General features: G+C 40.7%; 17 protein-coding genes and 1 pseudogene. 8 read left to right on the forward strand and 10 right to left on the reverse strand.

Annotated elements, in window-relative coordinates:
- Positions 1-141 precede the first annotated feature (141 nt).
- Genes C9I99_RS24190 through C9I99_RS24215 form a run of 6 tightly spaced genes read right to left on the reverse strand, consistent with a single transcriptional unit; the run spans position 142 to position 8,190 of the window.
- Positions 142-1,437 (reverse strand): O-antigen polymerase, encoded by a 1,296-nt coding sequence (locus C9I99_RS24190; protein ID WP_107351393.1) that lies wholly within the window; start codon positions 1,435-1,437, stop codon positions 142-144.
- Between the two features lie 2 nt (positions 1,438-1,439).
- Entirely contained in the window at positions 1,440-2,573 is a 1,134-nt protein-coding gene (locus tag C9I99_RS24195; protein WP_107351394.1) for a polysaccharide pyruvyl transferase family protein, read from the reverse strand.
- A 3-nt stretch (positions 2,574-2,576) separates the two neighbouring features.
- Positions 2,577-3,530 (reverse strand): nitroreductase family protein, encoded by a 954-nt coding sequence (locus tag C9I99_RS24200; protein ID WP_107351395.1) that lies wholly within the window; start codon positions 3,528-3,530, stop codon positions 2,577-2,579.
- Positions 3,523-4,818, reverse strand: coding sequence for an oligosaccharide flippase family protein (locus tag C9I99_RS24205; RefSeq protein ID WP_107351396.1), 1,296 nt, complete (start codon positions 4,816-4,818; stop codon positions 3,523-3,525). Before C9I99_RS24205 ends, C9I99_RS24200 begins: the two co-directional genes overlap by 8 nt.
- A gap of 2 nt (positions 4,819-4,820) precedes the next feature.
- On the reverse strand, positions 4,821-6,989 hold the full coding sequence (locus C9I99_RS24210) for a polysaccharide biosynthesis tyrosine autokinase (protein ID WP_107351397.1): 2,169 nt from the start codon (positions 6,987-6,989) through the stop codon (positions 4,821-4,823).
- A gap of 52 nt (positions 6,990-7,041) precedes the next feature.
- Positions 7,042-8,190 (reverse strand): polysaccharide export protein, encoded by a 1,149-nt coding sequence (locus C9I99_RS24215; RefSeq protein ID WP_107351398.1) that lies wholly within the window; start codon positions 8,188-8,190, stop codon positions 7,042-7,044.
- A 722-nt stretch (positions 8,191-8,912) separates the two neighbouring features.
- Between C9I99_RS24215 and C9I99_RS24220 the strand changes: the two genes are divergently transcribed.
- From C9I99_RS24220 to C9I99_RS24245, 5 genes are all read left to right on the forward strand, one after another.
- Positions 8,913-9,224 (forward strand): hypothetical protein, encoded by a 312-nt coding sequence (locus C9I99_RS24220; RefSeq protein ID WP_107351399.1) that lies wholly within the window; start codon positions 8,913-8,915, stop codon positions 9,222-9,224.
- Positions 9,225-9,367: 143 nt separating this feature from the next.
- Entirely contained in the window at positions 9,368-10,105 is a 738-nt protein-coding gene (locus C9I99_RS24225; protein WP_107351400.1) for a YjbF family lipoprotein, read from the forward strand.
- A gap of 11 nt (positions 10,106-10,116) precedes the next feature.
- Complete coding sequence (locus C9I99_RS24230; protein ID WP_107351401.1) at positions 10,117-10,959, forward strand: capsule biosynthesis GfcC family protein; 843 nt, start codon at positions 10,117-10,119, stop codon at positions 10,957-10,959.
- Complete coding sequence (locus tag C9I99_RS24235; RefSeq protein ID WP_107351402.1) at positions 10,959-13,175, forward strand: YjbH domain-containing protein; 2,217 nt, start codon at positions 10,959-10,961, stop codon at positions 13,173-13,175. Before C9I99_RS24230 ends, C9I99_RS24235 begins: the two co-directional genes overlap by 1 nt.
- A 608-nt stretch (positions 13,176-13,783) precedes the next feature.
- Positions 13,784-13,999 carry a hypothetical protein gene (locus tag C9I99_RS24245; protein WP_107351404.1) on the forward strand — a complete coding sequence of 72 codons (216 nt, stop codon included), beginning with the start codon at positions 13,784-13,786 and terminating at the stop codon, positions 13,997-13,999.
- A gap of 81 nt (positions 14,000-14,080) precedes the next feature.
- Here C9I99_RS24245 and C9I99_RS24250 read toward each other — a convergent pair whose 3' ends face one another.
- Genes C9I99_RS24250 through C9I99_RS24265 form a run of 4 tightly spaced genes read right to left on the reverse strand, consistent with a single transcriptional unit; the run spans position 14,081 to position 16,465 of the window.
- Positions 14,081-14,347, reverse strand: coding sequence for a YfcL family protein (locus C9I99_RS24250; protein ID WP_107351405.1), 267 nt, complete (start codon positions 14,345-14,347; stop codon positions 14,081-14,083).
- A gap of 60 nt (positions 14,348-14,407) precedes the next feature.
- On the reverse strand, positions 14,408-14,932 hold the full coding sequence (locus tag C9I99_RS24255) for an elongation factor P hydroxylase (protein WP_107351406.1): 525 nt from the start codon (positions 14,930-14,932) through the stop codon (positions 14,408-14,410).
- A 17-nt stretch (positions 14,933-14,949) separates the two neighbouring features.
- On the reverse strand, positions 14,950-15,522 hold the full coding sequence (locus C9I99_RS24260; protein WP_107351407.1) for a sugar transferase: 573 nt from the start codon (positions 15,520-15,522) through the stop codon (positions 14,950-14,952).
- A 1-nt stretch (position 15,523) separates the two neighbouring features.
- Complete coding sequence (locus C9I99_RS24265; protein WP_243734538.1) at positions 15,524-16,465, reverse strand: UDP-glucose 4-epimerase family protein; 942 nt, start codon at positions 16,463-16,465, stop codon at positions 15,524-15,526.
- 136 nt (positions 16,466-16,601) lie between these two features.
- On the opposite strand from C9I99_RS24265, the gene C9I99_RS24270 reads away from it, so the two are divergent.
- The 3 genes and pseudogenes from C9I99_RS24270 to C9I99_RS24275 all read left to right on the forward strand — a co-directional run bounded on the left by C9I99_RS24270 (position 16,602) and on the right by C9I99_RS24275 (position 19,681).
- Entirely contained in the window at positions 16,602-18,473 is a 1,872-nt protein-coding gene (locus tag C9I99_RS24270; RefSeq protein ID WP_107351409.1) for a polysaccharide biosynthesis protein, read from the forward strand.
- 38 nt (positions 18,474-18,511) lie between these two features.
- Positions 18,512-18,613: pseudogene (locus C9I99_RS27485) on the forward strand (acyltransferase family protein); the annotation flags it as partial.
- Positions 18,614-19,018: 405 nt separating this feature from the next.
- Positions 19,019-19,681, forward strand: coding sequence for an SGNH hydrolase domain-containing protein (locus tag C9I99_RS24275; RefSeq protein WP_476742304.1), 663 nt, complete (start codon positions 19,019-19,021; stop codon positions 19,679-19,681).
- Positions 19,682-19,721: the final 40 nt, after the last annotated feature.

Raw genomic sequence — 19,721 nt, forward strand, 5'->3', positions numbered from 1 at the left:
TATATAAGCTTGTTATGTTAAAACTAGTATGAACATAAACATCTACTACAATATTTTTATTTGATATTACTCTAAGTAACTCATTGAGCAATACCAATGCTCCACCTGTATTTACATTGACGGCATGTATAGCAACTTTCATTAAGAGCCTTTTGTTATTCGCGTAAACTTAATAAGAATCCATCTAAGCAAAATAAAAGTTAAGAAAAGGATGATAAATCTAGACGATGCTCTCATAGAAGCAATATTAGACATCAATATAAGATATGTATAAGAAAAGAAAATCAACTTTGCAATCATATCTTTAGACAGCGTTCTCCAATCAACATATCTTGTCACCCATCCAAGTATAAAACCAATAAAAATGACACCATTCATACCGAACCATAACATAGATTCGCTCACTATATCTGAATTAATACCTATACTAAAGCCAAAATGAGGTGTTAAAGACTGATATGGTACAAATAACTCAGTCGGTAAGAACAATGACGGTATAGGTGATATATATATCAAAAACAATATAGGATTTGGAATAACATCTATAGTTCCATCAAATAATCCGGAATGTGTTACTGTAGTAGTAGCAAACCCTGATACGGTTGCAAAAAAGAAGTCAAATAAAAATGGAATGTCCTCATAAGTTGTAACAAATCCAATAATGAAGTTATCAATGCCCACACCATTATTTCTTACATATAAAGCATTTATATAAAATGCTGAAATTAAAGAAAATAGAAATAATAATTTAAGTTTACCAAGTCCATTATCTGAAAAATAAGCTGCAATAATCATCATAACAAAAGGCAGGACGACAGCTCTACCTGAAAGCGACATTGGATATATAAGAACATATAACATACCAAATATAACCAAAACATGATTCTTTCTATAATTGTAATGTCTAAGTAAAGAATAAAAATATGTAAGTAAGGATATTATATATGCAAGATTTACAATCTTTTCATTACTAAAATTAAATCTAGATACTGGAAATAGAAACTCATTAATCCCACCAGCACCAATAATAAACATAATAAATGATAAGAAATACAGAGTTAATACAACCCCCCCCCCAATCATTTTATAAAGACGTGTGATTTTTTCTAATTTAAGCACTTCAGAAACATCATTATAATGTATTATATTATTTCTTTTCTGGTAAAAATTAGCCATCAGGAAATAGGCAAAATCTAACGAGCTCTTAAACCAAAAATAAGACCAAATTGCCGATGATGCGAAGTCAGAATAGAAAAGAGATTCATTAAATAATGTTTCTGTATAACCAAGAACATATAAATAAGGGTATGCATAACTACCAAAGTATACAATGGTAGATAGAGTAAAAGCATTTATAACACTCTTACTTTTATAGTTTACATATAAAATTAATAAGAGTTGGATTGATATCCAACTCCAAAAAAAAGTACTAGACATATTTATTTAAACGCAGACTCTAAAAAAGATTTTGAATTATTTATAGCCAATTCAATCTTATCTTCGATGTTATTTGAATTATAGTCAATACTTGTTATATTATTTTTATTAATGCAATCTGCACCTTTTATCAATCTCTCTGTAAGGCCTACAACACTTAGTAAGCTGACAATTCTATTTGATAGCTTGCCCGGTGATACCGCAAAAAAGTTTTTCCGAAAAATCAACGAAAAACAAACCCCATGAAAAGAATCTGTTATTATATATTCTGCGTTATTGAATAGATGTAAAAACTCACCAATACTAGCATCACGAAGTTTGTTTTTTGCCTTATAAAAAGGATAGATATCTTGATCTATTGAAACAACCTCATATCCTGTCAACTTTGAAAAGTATTCAAGCACCCTTCTTGTTTGCTTTACTTTAGGAACAGAATAAAACAATATATATTTTTTCTTTGAAAGCTGACTCACTCGTAGTGATTTATGAGGAAATCTACTTAACCATTCAGAGCTACTAAGTAAGAGAGTTGGGTCTAATACATGACTAACTGATTTATCAATCCAATTTTCAATCTCTTTTTTCCTCTCTATCTCTCTAACGGAAATGCTACTATAGTTATTAAGAGACTCCACTAATAAAGGATGATTTTTATTATCTACTTCAAATGCCCCCATAGATGAAGCATATGATATACGCTTAGCGGTAACTTTTCCAAAGTTAAGTAAATAAACAGGGTCAAGCATATCATTTTTACTGACACATACCGGATTCCATATTTGGTCGCTACCAGAGACTAAGACGTCAAATTTTTCTTTTGCATAAAAATCAAGTTCTTTAAAATCTAATCTTTTTGATAAGTTATACTTTTCATTTATATCTAATTTGAACTTTTTAATGACTCTGCTTCGGGGAACTAACCGCAATAAATCTTTTATTATTCCCATCAAGCCTCGCAGAGAGTATGAGTTAACTCTAACTAAATCAAAGCTACTTTCTAATTTAGAATTTTTATAATCAATTATTTCAACATCACCAAATTTCTTTAGAAATTCTTGGGTTGCAAAAGCTTGTAAAAATGCTCCATAATTATTAGCTCGGTGTATTGTTATTAATCCAATTTTTTTATCTGACATTTCTTATATTACCGTTACTGACTCATTCAGAGGGCGACGCGGGGATACACAAACTTTATTTTCTTTTTCTGGATAACCAAAGGACAGCATCATCATTATTGAGTGCTCATCCTTAATGCCTAACTCTCTTCTTAGCAAAATATCTCTTTTGGGGTCTTCACTCCAATTTAAGCAACAACTTGATACACCAAGTGAATGAAATGCGTATACAACAGACATTGAGTAAAGCCCCCCGTCAATCCAATGCTGATATCTCTCTGAAGAAGATATAAATGGTGTTTGATCGCAAGCTAATATCAGTAGTCCTTTAACTTTATGTCCAAAGCCTCTATTACCGGATTGAATATCTAAAGATTTAGTTAGCTTTGATGGATCAGATATTAGATAAGTATGCCAACCTTGCATATTACAGGAAGATGGTGTTTTTTGGGCTAATTCAAGCGCTCTAAATATCACTTTTTCAGCTACCGGCTCAGTTGAATACTCTCTCAAACTAAACCTAGAGTTAAAAAACGCCTCTGGGTCTTCTAACTTGCCAGCATACAATTCCTCTAAAGATAAATTTCTTGCCCCTGACTCAAATTTTGATGATTTTAGTAATGGAATCTTTTTTTCTATTTCAATAAAACGAATATCGTCAGAATTTCCTTCTAACTGACAAAACTTCCTTAATACTTCAACAGCAATTAAGTCATGAAAACCAGGATCATTAACATCAACGTAAGAAAGAGTATCTAATAAAAGTAGTGCATTACTATATGCAGCACCTTTGCGTCTTTCTTTGTAGCTCATACTTTTTTCAAGGGTATGATATACTTTGGATATATAATAATTTCTAAAATTTTTATCGCTAAGGTTTTTTTTCCACCCATTATATTTAATATACCTTATCCAGTCATAAAAAAAACCATAGAGAGCTAATATACATCGGCCAACATTTTTAATTTTATCAAACATTCAGAGTTCCTCGGCTAAAATAAAACCAGCCTTTAAAAGTATCCATACCAAAAAGTTTATAAAACACAGTAAATACAAAAAGTAATAAGAGGAAAATTTCAGATAAAACAGTAGATGTAATTGCTGCATATACACCATACTCTGGAATAAAGACAACATTCAAAACCGCATTAAATATTGCGACAACAATCATACATATTAATTTATATCGAATTAAATTCCCCGTTGAAAGCACCGATCCGAAGCCTGAAATGACAAACCTTAATGGTATGCATATTGACAATAACTTCAGATACTTTATAGACGCCTCATAAGAACTGCCAAATAATATTTTAATTATTGGTTCACTTAATATAAACACGGCTATTGCAGCTAAAAACCCAGTTATCAACATAACTCCATTTCCAACTTGAAAGACATTCAGCATCTTTCTTCCATCATTATTTGACCATTCATGAATTCTTGGCAGAAGTATTTTTTGATAAATAACGGCTGGAAAAAGATAAACAGCCGTTATTATGCTTAGAGAAATACTATAGAAACCAGCCAGTTCAGATGAGTTTAAATATGACAACAAAAACACATCACTTTGGAAGTATATTGTATGTGCAATACCTGCTAATCCAAATGGAATTGATAAAAGGCCTACTTTCTTGACTCTATAAGGACTAATACCAATCGCTACAGGTTCATAGTTTGATACCTTTCCTTTATATAATTTTGTAAATGAGGAAATTGAAATCAGAAATATCATTAATGACGACAATGAATAAAGGTAATATATATCATCTGGTTTAGCGTAATCAGAAAAAATAAAAAGAATAAAAAACAGCTTGCTTCCATTATTTATAATCTGCCAAAGTGCAAGTTCATGATACCTCCGCTCTACTTGTAAAACAGCAGAACGCACATTAAATGAGACTAGAGAAATAAGAATAGGAGCAAGAATAAATAAGTTATCTTTATTAACACCTGAAAAAATATAAGTGGAAAAAAACACCAATAAAAGCAAACTAATTACAGTAGTGGAAATAGAATAAATTACAACACTTTTACCGAACTTGTTTCCAAATGTTTTACCCTTCCCAAATATTTTAAGTAAAGCATTATCAACGCCAAATCCTGCTAATGCTCCAAAAACTAAAAGATATGAAAGCGTTCCATTAAACTCTCCTAGTTCTGAAGGCGATAACGTTCTTGCTAAACTGGCCTGTATTGAAAATGCTAATAATGATGTTAATAGCGAGCTTAACCATAATGATGAGACATATTTTATGAATTGTTTCATCGTTATTTACTCGTTTCATTATTATAACTATAGTTATAATAACCGTAGTTTCCACCATAATGATTACTAGCTTTTCTTACAACAGCATTCAAAATAAAGCCTTTTACTTCTATACCACTCTGTTCGAACCGCTGTTTAGCCACTTCTATCTCTTTTACTGCATTTTGACCAAAACGACCGACAAGCAAAGTGGTACCAGCATGCGCACCAACAATCGCAGGATCAGTCACAGCCAAAATAGGTGGCGTATCAACTATGACCAAATCATAATTACCTGCAGCCCAGTCCATTAGCTGTTTAAAACGAGGGTGCATTAACAACTCTGATGGGTTTGGAGGTACTTCACCACGGCCGATGAAGTCCATATCATCAACACCAGGTTCTTTAATTAAGTTTTCAATCGTTGCTTGGCCGCTCAAGTAATCAGAAAGCCCAGGCTTAGGGCTAACAGCCATCTGTTTTTCCATCCGCCCCTTTCGCATATCAGCATCAATCACCAACACTTTTTGGCCAGACTTAGCAACAACAGCAGCCATATTAGCTGAGACAAAGGACTTACCAATACCAGGGCTTGGACCAGATATCATTAATATATTATTTTTTGCCTCCATCATCGCAAAATGCAAGCTGGTACGAAGACTCCGTAATGCTTCTATTGATAAATCTGCAGGGTTAGAAACAGCGAGCAAAGTATCGTGCACTGTTAACATTTTTTTACTTTTCTGCTTTTTCTCTAGCTCAATCTGCCAGTCTGACATTGGTATACTCGCATAAACAGGCAAACCAATTGCTTCAATTTCATCTGGATTTTCAACTCCACGGTGAAAGACTGCACGTAATAAAGATACACCAACAGCCAATGCAACACCTAGAATAGTTGCCATTATGACAATAAGTGGCTTATTAGGCTTTACTGGTTTTGTAAATGATTGAGCAGAATCTAATATTCTAACATTACCGACAGTACTGGCTTTAACAATATTTAATTCTTGTACTTTATTAAGCAGCTGAACATAAATTTGTTGATTTACTTCAACATCACGAGTCATGCGAAGCACTTCACGTTGAGTTTTCGGCAACTTTTGAATTTGCTGGTTTAGGCGCTCACGCTCACCTAGTAAGGTTTTGCGTTTATCCAACAATGCCACATAGGCTGGATGTTCTTTGGTAAAACGCTGCGAAATTTCACTTTCTTTAAAAGTTAGCTCATTAATTTGCGCTTCAATTGTTACCATTACATCCAACGTTGACTTAGCTTCAAGACCTAAATCAATCGATTCATTTTCTTGACGGAACTGATTTAGTGCGTCTTCCGAGGCGGTTAATTGCGTTTTAATATCAGGTAAATGAGTACGCAAAAACTGAAGGCTATTCTCAGCCTCAGCCGAGTTACGTGCTACGTTCTGCAAAAAGTAATTCTGGCTAATATCATTTAGAATTTTTTCGATTTTTCTGCGGTTTTCACCTATGAAACTCAACTGTAAAATACCCGTTTGCTTGCCTCGCTCAGTAACAACTAAGTTTTGCTGCAACCACAGTATTGAATCAAGTCGAGAGCGTTTCGTAACGGTAAATGTATCTCCACTTTCACCACTAATGGAGGTAACAAACAGTTTAAAGTCTCCTTTTTGAGCCAATTCCCCCACTCTACCACTAAGTACAGGCTTTTCATCGTTATCGATAAACTCAAAGCTACCAGTTTCAATATTCACCACCTTAAGGGTAAATACTGGCTCTCCAATATAATTTGGCATCTCAAAGCGTGAGATAATTAATTCACGATTATCACCTTGGATCCGGGCCAACCCTTTACCAATTATAGGCAGATAACTCGGTGACACTACCGTCATCAAATTAAGCTTATCAACCGTTTTGCCCAAAATCATTCGTGATTTAATGATCTCAATTTCTGTTGTCGCTGACGATTCACCAGCAAAAAATTCCCCCATATCCCCTAACACGGGCATACCCGAACTTTTCTGTTCTACCTGAATCAGTGCATCGGCTTTATAAATCGGTGTCGCGAGCAACGCGTAAGTGATGCCGACAAGTGCAAAGGTAAATGTAACCGCAATTATCATCCAGCGATTATCAATTAATATACCAAACAGTTTACCCAGCTCGATTTCATCTAAATCTTGCTTAACTTGTGTATTGTGAGGAACGCTCATAATTTCCCAATAACTAATTTAAATAATAATAAGTACTTAAAGTCGTAATTTCTTACGGCCAATTACGAACACGTAGCGCGCCTTCCGTTAGGTTGTTAAAGCCGTTAATGGTTGGCAGTAACTGCGCCATTACTCGATTCCAACGAGTAAGCGGTGCAGCAGTAACATAAACAATATCGTAAGGCTGCAAATCAAACTCAGTACCAATCACCAAGGCCGAGGCATCTTTAATATTTAATTGATAGACATCTGCAATGGATGAGTTTTGATTGTTATCAACACCAGTACTATCCGAAATATTACTGCGAATAACAAATACACCTGTCGCATCAGCAGAAAGCTCGTTAATACCACCCACATTACTCAAAGCTTCGGTCAGGCTCATGCCCGCGCGGTCAATTTTCAATAATTGGGGATCGTTAACCTCTCCCATAACAAATACTTTTTGATTGTCATTACGTGGGATATGAACAATATCACCAGGGCGCAGTAGGCGATTTTGAGTTAAGTCTCCACGTTGCATTAAGGCGTACAATGATATAATTTCTTCATTACCATTGCGGGTTAATGTCACATTACGCCAGTCTGCATCTTCAGCTAGGCCACCAGCTACATTCACTGCATCGAGCAACGTTAATGGAACATTGGTAATCGGCTGCTGACCGGGCTTATTTACTTCACCGGTAATGTAAGACTTTTGCGAGCGGAATGAGGCAACATTTACATCGACTTGAGGGCTTTCAATATACTCCGCCAAGCGCTTGGCGATTACATCGCGCACTTCAGTGACGGTTTTACCCTCGACTTTCACATGGCCAATATAGGGGTAGAAAATAGTACCGTCACTATGTACCCAGTTACCCGCCTCTGCCGAACTACGGTAAGAACCGGCCGGAATAGTTAATTCCGGGTGATCCCAAATGGTGATATTCAAGATATCACCCGGACCAATACGATATTGATACCGTGCAATTTCAGCATCGAGCGCGGTATTCATCTGTGAATACACTCTTGGTGCTTTAAACTGGTTTACCTGACTAGCCGTAAGCGGATAAACATTGATTTGTTGTGACAATGCTTGTTCATCACCTATCGAGACAACTGTTTTGTCGTCTACACTCAAGTGTGAACCAGGCACTGTACAGCCCGCCAGCATAGCCGTCGCCATGGTGCTGATTAGAAGCTTCTTAGTAAAATGCATATTTTTTTATACGTATAAATTAAAAACAATAACCTGATGAGAGGGCCAGTTTTAGAATGAGGGTATAGTTAGAATCAGCTACAGTAGGTATAACTGTTTCAACTACCGTGAGGGAGCTTATCCCTTAAGCGTATTTTTCATGCAAACGCCATGAGATGGCTTGCTTTTAGATATGCTACCGCCCTTAGGTTATGGTTCCCAATGACCGTAGATTGACAATATTGAGGCTTTTATGGTCAAAAGCAGCTAGAACCACTTTTAAGTCATTTTCTAACTCCCCCTTCTGATGATGGGCGTCAACCATAAAAAAGCGATGATCAGTTTACACCGAAACCTTTTTGATAGGAATATGAATTTTGTAACCTAATTACATAACAACGAGCCAACACCAACCTAATTCACTGTTTTTTAATAATTAACCTTCAGATCAAAAACTTTCAAAAAGAGTTTAGAGCCATTTTGATGTTTTCATCTTTCCTTCACGCTTTCTAACACTCAGCCATCATAAACACCGATTTAACATTTGCACCCATGTCACGTTTTGACACTTTTACTGGCAGAAGGGGCACAGTCCATTAATAAAATACTTTTATGACAGCTAGCTAGACACATTGCGGAAAAATGTTAATCGCCATATCATTGCATAGAGAGCAACTAATGCTTGTTTTAGGTTTTTTTATGAAACCTTTTTATAAACTCTCGATTACAAGTAAGGGAATGGGATGAAAAAAACACTTGCGCTACTTGCCGCTCTATCGATGGCAAGCACAGCCTTTGCTGCAACTGAAACAGGTTCGACTGCTGGTGCAACTGGCGGTACAGGTGCATCTTCGACGGCAGCTACAACTGCTACGACTACAACAGCCACTTCAGGTGCAGCAGCCGGCACTGCGGGTGCTACAGCTGCTGCTGCTGGCGGTATTACTGCAACAACCGTTGCGGTTGCTTCTGCAGTTGCAGTTGCAGGTGTTGCTGCAGCAAGTTCTGGTGGTAGCAACAACAACACGACTACCGTTTCTGCAGCACAAGGATAATTGAAAATTAGCTAAGTCACTTGCATAAAAACTGCAAACATCTACTCATAACCGCACATCTGTGCGGTTATTTTCTTTATTCTCATCATAGCGTTTTGTATTTTGATTTCTGTCAGTACACTTTTTAGGGAGTCACACTCATAATGGATTATCACCGAGTAAGATCTTCATGGTCTTTATTTGCCCTAATTGCCTTCACCGTCTTAGTTTCCCTCACTGCCGGTTGCAGCCAGAACTTTAAAGACGTTAACGACACCATGAGCTTGGCTTTTTGGGGTGAGGATGACGCGAGCCTCAATGCTGCCGATATTAATCAACTGCCCTATGCTAGCCTCTACGCACAGATAGAAGACGGACCACAAGCCTTTATGGTTCTCGCATTAGCCGAAGATAAGCCAAGCCTCACATCGAACCCCAACGATAGCAGCACAAAGACAGAAAAAAACCTGCAGTTGAAATGGCTTTCTTCTGATAAAGGTATGTTAGTCACTCAAGCGGGCCGTTTGGTGAAAACTTTGAACCTGCCACAAGGAAACCTTGTCGCTGTTGAGAGTGATTTTACCGACCCGCTAGCCTTAGGCTTACACCTTTCTGACACACCGACGGTTTGGCAATATACCCTCGATTGGCAACCAGGTTATCATTATGGCTATCAAGCCCTTTCACAGTTCGAGCCTCAAGGAAAACAGGTCGTTACGGTTAATGAGCAACCTGTCGATGTGTTGTATTTTGTAGAAACTGTATCGGTAGAAAAGCTCAATATCGCTTATCAAAATGAGTACTGGCTCTCCCCGAATAATGGCCAAGTGATTAAATCTCGCCAAAAGCCAGCACCTAACCTGCCATACATTGAGCTGACTATTTTAAAGCCATTTGCATAGGGAAGTAGATAATGGTCTATTCACTTGAACACTTATATCAACAGTCCTTAGCGGCTATATTGGCTCTCGCTTTGCTTGCTGCTCCGCAAGTCTTAGCCAACGACAACGAAAAGGTAGACACAGCACCAACATCAGCTTTTACCATTGAAGTGTTTAACAGTCGTCACCAAGCTGAACATCTGCAGCTTTACTACCCACAGCCGGTACGCCTTGAACAAATCCTTATAGGCACGGTGGCAAACTTGTCGCTGCTACCAAAAGCTCAGTTACCAACAGCTCAACAAGAACCCGAACAATCAATATACTGGACTGGGACTGGGATTTATAAGCACTTCCCGCACCCCAACAAAGCCAACGTGATTAGCCAACTTGAAAAAGTCTCTGAGTTAGTCGACGCTGATGAAAATAGCGGCTTTCAACAATTGGCCACTCAGCTTAGTCAGTTTGAGATTGGTGAGCGTGTATTTACGCCACTTGATTACGACTTGGTACGTATTAATAAAGCATCTAACCCACTCGTATCTGAACCGATGACCCTTGTGTTGCCCTCACGCCCTGACTCTGTCTGGGTGCTCGGTGCCGTACAACACAATTCTGAGCAACCCTGGGCGACACGTTCAAGCGCAAGTCAGTACTTAAAGCTAGTTGGCACTACGTCTTATGGTGACAACAGTATCGCGACGGTTATTCAGCCAGACGGCGTTATTGAGCAACACCCTATTGCTTATTGGAATAAAGGCCACAAAGATATCGCACCTGGTGCCATCATCTATTTAGGCTTTAATAACTTACCTGCTGGCTATCAATCCCTCAATGATGAGATCATCAACTTGCTAAGGAATAAGGCGCTGTAATGAAACCTGCTGTAAACACTTCCTTTTCAGGTATTAAGCTATCAGCCATTGCACTCGCTTTGATACCTGTATTTTATGCCCAGGCCCAAAACCAAGCAGATCCATTTGACTACCCCGCATTCACCCCCTCACAAACGGACTTCGGTGGTGTTGGGTTGATTCAAATGCCCTCAGGCCGTGTGGCTCGCGAGGGTGAAATTAATGTTGCGGGTACATTTAATGACGAGTACCACCATTACACCATCTCGCTGCAATTGATGCCATGGCTGGAAACCACCATTCGCTACACCTTAGTGCAAGATTTACTTTATAGTGAAGACCCTAATTTTAGTGGTAATACAAAATTTACCGATAAAGGTATTGACTTTAAAATTCGCCTTTTAGAAGAAAGTTACTGGATACCTGAAACCTCCATCGGAGTCCGTGATTTTGGCGGGACTGGCCTTTTCGATGGTGAGTACATTGCGGCCAGTAAGCACATTGGCCCGTTTGATTTCACCCTGGGTGTTGGCTGGGGCTACCTCGGTAATAGTGCCAACCTTTCTGGTGATAAATCACAGAGTAACGATTGTGGACGTGATACTGGCTTTAAAGGTACTGGTGGCAGTGTGGATTTTGAGCGCTGGTTTACCGGTTGTAGTGCCGTGTTCGGTGGAGTCGAATATCAAAGCCCTTGGGCACCACTGCGATTCAAAGCTGAATATGACAGTAATGATTATACAAGTGATTATCCAGTCACGCGTGGTGGCATTGATATGTCACAAGACAGCAAGCTCAACTATGGTGCCCTCTACAAACTGGGCAACTGGGGCGACTTACGTTTAAGCTACGAGCGCGGGACGACGTGGACCTTCGGCTTTAACCTCAATACCAACGTCAATGACCTCAAGGCCAATTGGTACAATAACCCAGCCCCTGACTTCCAACCGAAAGCAGATAACAAAAAATCGGCCGATGAACTCAGCAATGCCGAATGGAATCAGTTAGCACAGGATCTGCACCAAATTGCGGGCTATGAAGATCCAAAACTGTATGCGGATAAGAAATCTATCACCGTGGTTGCGCCGCAAACCAAGTACCGTGATCGCGATGAAGCTCACGAGCGTGCAGGGACAATCTTAGCGAATCAGAACCTCGATGTTGAGAGCTACACGATTATCGAAACCGCCAACCGCCAACCGATGACCGAAACGATATTCGATCCTGAGCAGTTTACCAAAGTGGCCAATGTCGAGTATTTCGATCCTAAAGTCAGTGACGCGACTGACGTTGGTGAGCCCACTGCGCCCGAAGGCCAACTGTATGCCAAGTCCAACAAAGACTGGGACATCAACTTTGCCCCGGTATGGCAGCAGTCGATCGGGGGTTCAGAAAACTTCTACCTGTTCAATATCGGTGTCACCGCCGGAGCCAACTACTGGTTAAGTGATAACTTCGAGCTTGGCGGCTCGTTGTATTTCAACATCTACGATAACTACGACAAGTTCCTTTATGATGTACCGCCCGATGGTACCGATCTGAAACGTGTCCGTACTCTGGTGCGTCAATATATTAATGACAACCCGGTGCGGATGGATAACCTCCAGCTGACCTGGATGGATCGCATTACAGATAACTGGTACGCCCAAGCGTACGGCGGCTATCTGGAAATGATGTTCGGTGGTGTCGGTGGTGAGGTGATGTACCGCCCGCAGAACAGCAACTGGGCCTTGGGTGTCGATTTGAACTATGTAGTCCAGCGTGATCCGGATTCACAGTTCGGCTTCTTCACCGAAGAAGTGCAGTATGATCCTATCACAAACCGTAACTACCGAGTACAAACCGGTGCGCCAACGGGCCATGCGACCCTGTACTATCAGCCACAGTGGGAATGGCTACCGAATACCTTGTTTAAGGTCAGTGCCGGTCAATACCTAACGGAAGACTATGGGGTGACGGTCGACTTCTCCAAGCAGTTTGACAGCGGCGTGATTGCCGGGGCCTTTGTTGCCCAGACCAACCTGTCGGCGGATGAATTTGGTGAAGGCAGCTACAACAAGGGCTTCTACCTGTCGATTCCATTCGATGTGATGACGGTGAAACCGAGCACCAACCGCGCGACGATTTCGTGGCTACCGCTGACCCGTGACGGCGGCCAGATGCTGAACCGCAAATACGAGCTGTACAGTGTGACCGATGCACGCTCGCCTTGGTACGGCAAGAAAGCGATGAACTAGATAAGGTTCCCCTTCTCGAAAACAACAAACCCCATCCAGAGTTGGATGGGGTTTTCTTTTATCATTCAACTCAAAAATTGTGCTCTCGAAAAGAAGTGTGCAAATAGCTGGTCCTCTTTTCTCATCGCTCCGGCGCTCAAGAGGCCAGGGATGCTAAAGGCTCTGGGGCCTGGTGTCTTTCATGAGACAACTTGGTCCGCACCGAAGGGCAAGAGAGACAATGCCCACTCTGCGTCAATCGTCTGACATACGCGCACATCTGCTTGGCCATCGCTATCGCAATATCAGGCAAAACGGTGAGACAGCACCTGATTTGCCTTAATTATCCCACACAAAACACATCAAATGCAGACACGCCAAGCAAGCCATCATTCCAGCTAAGCCGTTGAATATTTTTTATTATATTCACTTCCGCACATAATATTTAAGGTTATATATAATGGGGTCGTCTCATTTATGTGACATTGTACGTAAATAATTTTCGGTGACATACACCAGTGGTGTTTATCGGCTATCATAAGTAAATAACAAGATTGTCAATATATTGACATCACAATATTAATAATTCATTTTTTTTGACGACAGAAGATAAAGAAGAGGGAAAGGGCATGTTCAGGGCATATGCACACTTTTCGGTGAACCACCCATTGATGCATTACACTAACCTATTGATTGTGCTAGCGGTATTTATTACCAGCTGCTACCAATTGCTGGCGAATGAAAATCTGACATTTGCTTCAGGCATACTGTTTGTTGTGTTACCGACAATCGTGTTTGCTCGCTCGTCAGACTATAAGCGCAAGTATTTAAGTACGAACAGTTAAATAGGCATGGGCTAATCATTGACCCGTTATATTACCCATACAAAAAAATCGGCACCTAGATGCCGATTTTTTTATTGTTTATTACCTAGCTTGCAGCTGGAGCTGTTGCCACATTTCTTTGACAATCAACTGATCGGCCGGGTTGAGCTCTGACTGCGCATCAGCCATGCTTTCAACGACCTTGGCATCCATCACTTCAATGCTCGATGTACCTTCCAGCTCACAATGAGCGGCAGATAGCGAAATATGTCCACGTAGGTAACCACCAGCGAACAGTTCGTCGTCTGAGGCCGTTTCTACCATCTGGTCAATCAAGGTTAACAACTTTTCTTCGTATTGCTGGATCATAATATTCTTTCTTTGGCTGGTTGCTATTAGCTAGTGGCCTACGTTGTTCTCTATGCCGCTTTATTCAAACATCTCAGGCTGTAATACCGCTATTCCATAATGGGCCCGTAATGCCTCTGACAGCTGCTTGGCCCTGTCTGGAATACCGTATTCAAGATATTGCAACACTTGGCCGCGTACCTTGTTGGTAAAGCCAAACCTATCCGGCTCACAGTTGCCACTGAGATTATCACAGCTGACCTGAAAGCGAAAACCACAGCTGGCCGCCAAAATCCACTCGAGTGCTTGCGGCTTTATCTCGACTTTTTCAAACTCGGCCTGCACTTCGGCCGTGCGACCGTCAGGCTCATACCAATAGCCATAGTCTTCCAACAAGCGTCGCTTGGGGCCAGCAATACACCAATGAGCAATTTCGTGTAGCGCCGAAGCAAAATAACCACGGGCAAAAATCACCCGATGATGACGGTTACTCTCATCAGCAGGCAGGTAAATAGGCTCATCACCACCGAGGATCAGTTCGGTATTGTAATGTTCAAGAAAGCAGCGATTGAAAATCGCAATAATGTCATCGTTGTTGTGGTGCATTTTTTCTATATAAATAATCAGGAGTTACTGTTTTTTACTCTGTCCCCTGCCCCACGGCCAATCGCCGTCTGCAGGATATAAGCAAAGTACGCCTTCAGGTTGAAGGTTTGAATCATTTCACGATCCATGTCGGCCAGCTTCACCGGGGTCGACATGTCTACCCCATTGATCTGGGCCAAGCCGGTGATCCCGGGTAAAACATCCAGCACGCCTCGCTGCTGACGCGCTTCAATGAGTTCAGTTTGATTAAACAAACACGGACGAGGACCAACCAGGCTCATTTCACCTTTAACGACGTTGATCAGCTGAGGCAACTCATCAAGCTTGGTTTTGCGCAAGAAATCACCCAGCTTAGTCACTGAACTGGCATCAACAAGGTGAGTCGCTACCGACGCAGTTGCTACCGGCATGGTGCGGAACTTCACTAAGATAAACGGCTTTTGAGCTTTGCCGACACGCTCTTGACGAAAAATAGGCTGGCCGGTATCACGCTTGCCAAGTACATAAACGATTGCAAATACGGGCGCGAGGCAAATCAACCCACACAAGGCAAAAAAGCGGTCTAAGAAACGGATTAATGGAGATTGCATACTACTTCTGTCGGCTCTCATCAGTTACGGTCTGTTTCAGCCCCTCGGCCACACTGTATGGCGGCGTCCAACCCAAGCATGACTTGGTATGACTGATATCGAGCTGAAGGTTACCACACAAGCGCTGACCAATGGCAGGCTTGCCAATCAATTTCGTCAAGGTTAGCAGCCATGATGAAGGGACGGGCAACAAGCGACTCGGCTTATTCATCGCATAGGCAAGCTCTTCAAGCAGCCGGGTCGTTGAAAGATCATCGTCGTCTGAGGCCAAAAACGTCTTATTGGCTGCGTTGGGGTTGCTGATGCAGGTGACAATCAAATCAATCAGGTTGCCCACAAAAACCATGCTGCGCAGGTTTTGAACCGCACCTAATGGCAACGGTAATCCTTTGCCTGCCAACTTGATCAGTGATGCAAAGTTGGCTTTGACACCTGGGCCATAAACTAAAGGTGGACGGATAATGACGACTTCCATCCCTGTTTGCGCTGCAAGCTGACGTAAACCCAGTTCAGCCTCGTATTTGCTGAGACCGTAAGGATCTTCAGGCGCATGCTCTACATTTGTCGTGAAAGCCCGCCCTGGCTCTGTCGCCTCACCATTAACTTTAATACTGCTAATAAAGATGAAGCGCTTTACACCAGCTTCTGCAGCTTGGGCGGCCAGTTGCAATGTACCGGCTGTGTTTACCTCACGGTACTCTGTAATAGGATCCACTGCAGACTCACTCATCACATGGGCACGCCCAGCGCAGTGAATGATGACATCCACATTATCTAAGTGAGGGTGCCAGTTTGAGTCAGGCGCAATATCCATCACAATGATTTCAGGGGAAGCCGTAGCCTGGCGTTGAACTGGGTATACCTTGTACCCCCGCTCTGTACATACAGGAATGAGCTGTTTACCTAAAAATCCTGTTGCACCTGTCACGATAACCTTGCTCAAAAAAGTACCTATCTAGCTAAAAAAATAAAATTATTACAAAAGAGGTCGACACATCATAGGTATGCTTTGAAGGTGTGTGATAACCTTAATTACTCAATAATACTAAAATGCTGTAAAGCTACACTGAAGCCATCTCATGATACGCATTCTCAAATCTCTATTCTATGCTAAGCGCTATAACAAACGTATCATTACCATTACTTATGATATCTTTGCTGTTGCCTTCTCTCTCTATGCAGCAAACGCACTGCGTTTAGGGACTTGGGACTTTTCTCTGGGTATTCAAGAATATGCCAGCATAGTCCTAACAACGTTTATCACCATTTTGGTTTTTGCCAAACTTGGCATGTATCGTGCTATCCTTCGCTATATCATGCTGCCAGCTATCGGGCATATTGTCTTAGCTGTCGTCTCCTCAGCCGTTATCCTTGCCTTATCGAGTTTCTTCTTTCACTCGTTTGTGCCTCGCAGCGTTCCGATGATTTATGCCTTGCTGGCTATTGTCACACTCGGCGCTCCTCGCGTGCTGATCAAAACAGTTTATTACTACTATTACCGTCGCAAAAAACCCAATGTCTTTGTTTACGGTGCAGGTGCAACGGGACGAGAATTAGCTTACGCACTGATCCATGGCCAGGAATACCATCCTGTTGTTATTCTCGATGACGATAAAACAAAAGTAGGGCAAATCATCTTTGGTCTTCGCGTTCACCATAGCAGCGAGTTTGACAGGCTTCAGGCGCTCTACGAACCCGTTAAGCTGCTAATGGCTATCAACAACATTAAGATCGGTGCTCGTTTACGACTACTCAATAAGGTTCAATCATGGCCTATCGAAGTCCAATCAGTACCCTCAGTCGAAGATATTGCCGCTGGTAAGGCACGTTTAACCGAAATTAGGGATTTGGATATTGTTGACTTGCTAGGACGCCCCCCTGTGGAGCCGAACAAAGCATTGATCGCCAAAAATATCACAGATAAAAGTATTCTGGTCACTGGCGCAGGCGGCTCTATTGGCTCAGAGATGTGCCGCCAAATTGTACTTCAAGGTCCTAAGCTGATCATCTTGTTTGAACTTAATGAACATAACCTTTATCAAATCGAACGAGAGATAAGCGCAACAGTAAAACACCGCAAACTTGACTGCATTGTCGTGAGTGCACTTGGCTCAGTTCAAAATAAGAACCGAGTTAAGAAACTCATTGAAAATTTCAAGATAGAGACAATTTATCATGCTGCGGCTTATAAACATGTACCCATTGTCGAAGACAATATTGTTGAAGGGATCCGTAACAATGTCTTTGGTACCTTGATGGTTGCCGAGGCTGCCATTGAGTCTGGGGTAGAGAACTTTACCTTAATCTCAACCGATAAAGCCGTACGCCCAACCAATATTATGGGGGCCAGCAAGCGAATGGCAGAGTTGGTTCTTCAAGCCCTTGCCGACAAACAGTCGAGCACGACTTTCACCATGGTACGCTTTGGCAATGTACTAGGCTCGTCAGGTTCTGTTGTTCCTCTATTCAGAGAGCAGATCCGAAAAGGCGGCCCCGTCACCGTCACCCACCCAGATATCATTCGCTATTTCATGATAATTCCTGAAGCCGCACAGTTGGTCATTCAGGCCGGTGCCATGGGAATGAATGGTCAAGTATTTGTATTAGACATGGGCCAACCAGTAAAAATTCTTGACCTGGCAAAACGAATGATCAACCTGATGGGTGTAACAGAAAAGATAACTGAACAAGGCATAGAGTCAGATGGTGACATTGAAATCATTTTCACTGGGTTACGACCAGGTGAAAAACTCTATGAAGAACTATTGATTGGTGAGAATGTAGAAGGTACTGATCACCCTAAAATCATGACCGCTGCAGAAGATAAACTCTCATGGAATGAAATGGATATCATCCTAAAAGAACTAGATATCTGCTGTCATGACTATGATTATGAGTGCATTAAACGGATATTGCTTGAAGCGCCGACTGGGTATATGCCTAAAATCTGAGTTATTTACTATAATCAATTGAATTTAATGGAAAAGCAGTGAAATTTAGAAAAGATATAAATGGTTTAAGAGCAATTGCAGTACTAACTGTTATCATATTTCATTTTAACCACCAATGGCTACCTGGGGGGGGTGTAGGGGCGTTGTTGAACAAATCGATTGAACCTTATGAAGTATCGGTGATCTGATCCCATAAGCACTTATTTTGGGAATAACACCATGAGCAAACCGCATCGGAAAATCACGAACTGGAAGCAGTACAATCAAGCGCAACTTTGTTGAACATATAGTAATTACACTATCGCTAGCCATTATTTCATATAGATTAGTTGAAAATAGAAAATACAGCATTAGCAAGATCGCTGGAGCTCTATCTGTTTCAATGCTATTCGCATTTTATATCAGCTGGATGGCGCTGGTAACCGCGTTGATGATAAATATAAGTTAACGGCTAAAGAATATCATAGCAAATACTATGGTTGAGCGGGAATAGCCCAAGGTGTTAAACATTACAATATAGATGATAAGAAAACACCTATTATTCTATCTGGAGACAGCTATTCAAGGCAATTTGGTGTTTTTTTAACGAAAATAAGATTAATTTCATAGGTATTTTTCAAGATGGTTGCTTCTCTAATGAGAGATATTATACGGTTTGGCACCACTCTTTGAGAGAGAGATGCATAAATAGACTAGATAATCTAAAGAAAGCTGCTTCTGAATACCCCGAAGCAGATCTAGTCATTGGCCAAAACTGGCTGAATACGAAAAACCTAAAATCAAAGCAAGATGATAATATCACTCTTGAACCTGAAGAGTCAGAAGAGCAAATAAACAATTATTTAAAATCTCTTTCTGAAATCGTAGGGGATGACAGTAAAGGCTACATCCTCGGAAGTACACAAGGAAGTAGCTATAATGTTTTCCAGTGTCAAGCAAAAAGCTCACTTCCACTTTTAGCAAAGTTGAATGAAAATGATTGCGAAAAGTGGCAGAAATCTAGTGACATAAAAATTAATAATGTAATTAAACAGTTATCTAGTCAATACAATAATTTAGTTTACATTGATCCCAACGAGACGCTTTGTGCTAAAGATAAATGTCGCATCATAACTGATGAAAATAAACCAGTTTATTCTGATAACCGCCACTTTTCCAAAGATGGTGCTGATGTAGTTGGTAAATTTATCTTAGATAAAATGAAATAGGTCGAGAGAAATAATCTTTATTTTTTACTAGCATTAAAAA

Origin of the sequence: Photobacterium lutimaris (assembly GCF_003025555.1) — a bacterium.
In the GTDB taxonomy this organism is placed as follows: Bacteria; Pseudomonadota; Gammaproteobacteria; order Enterobacterales; family Vibrionaceae; genus Photobacterium; species Photobacterium lutimaris.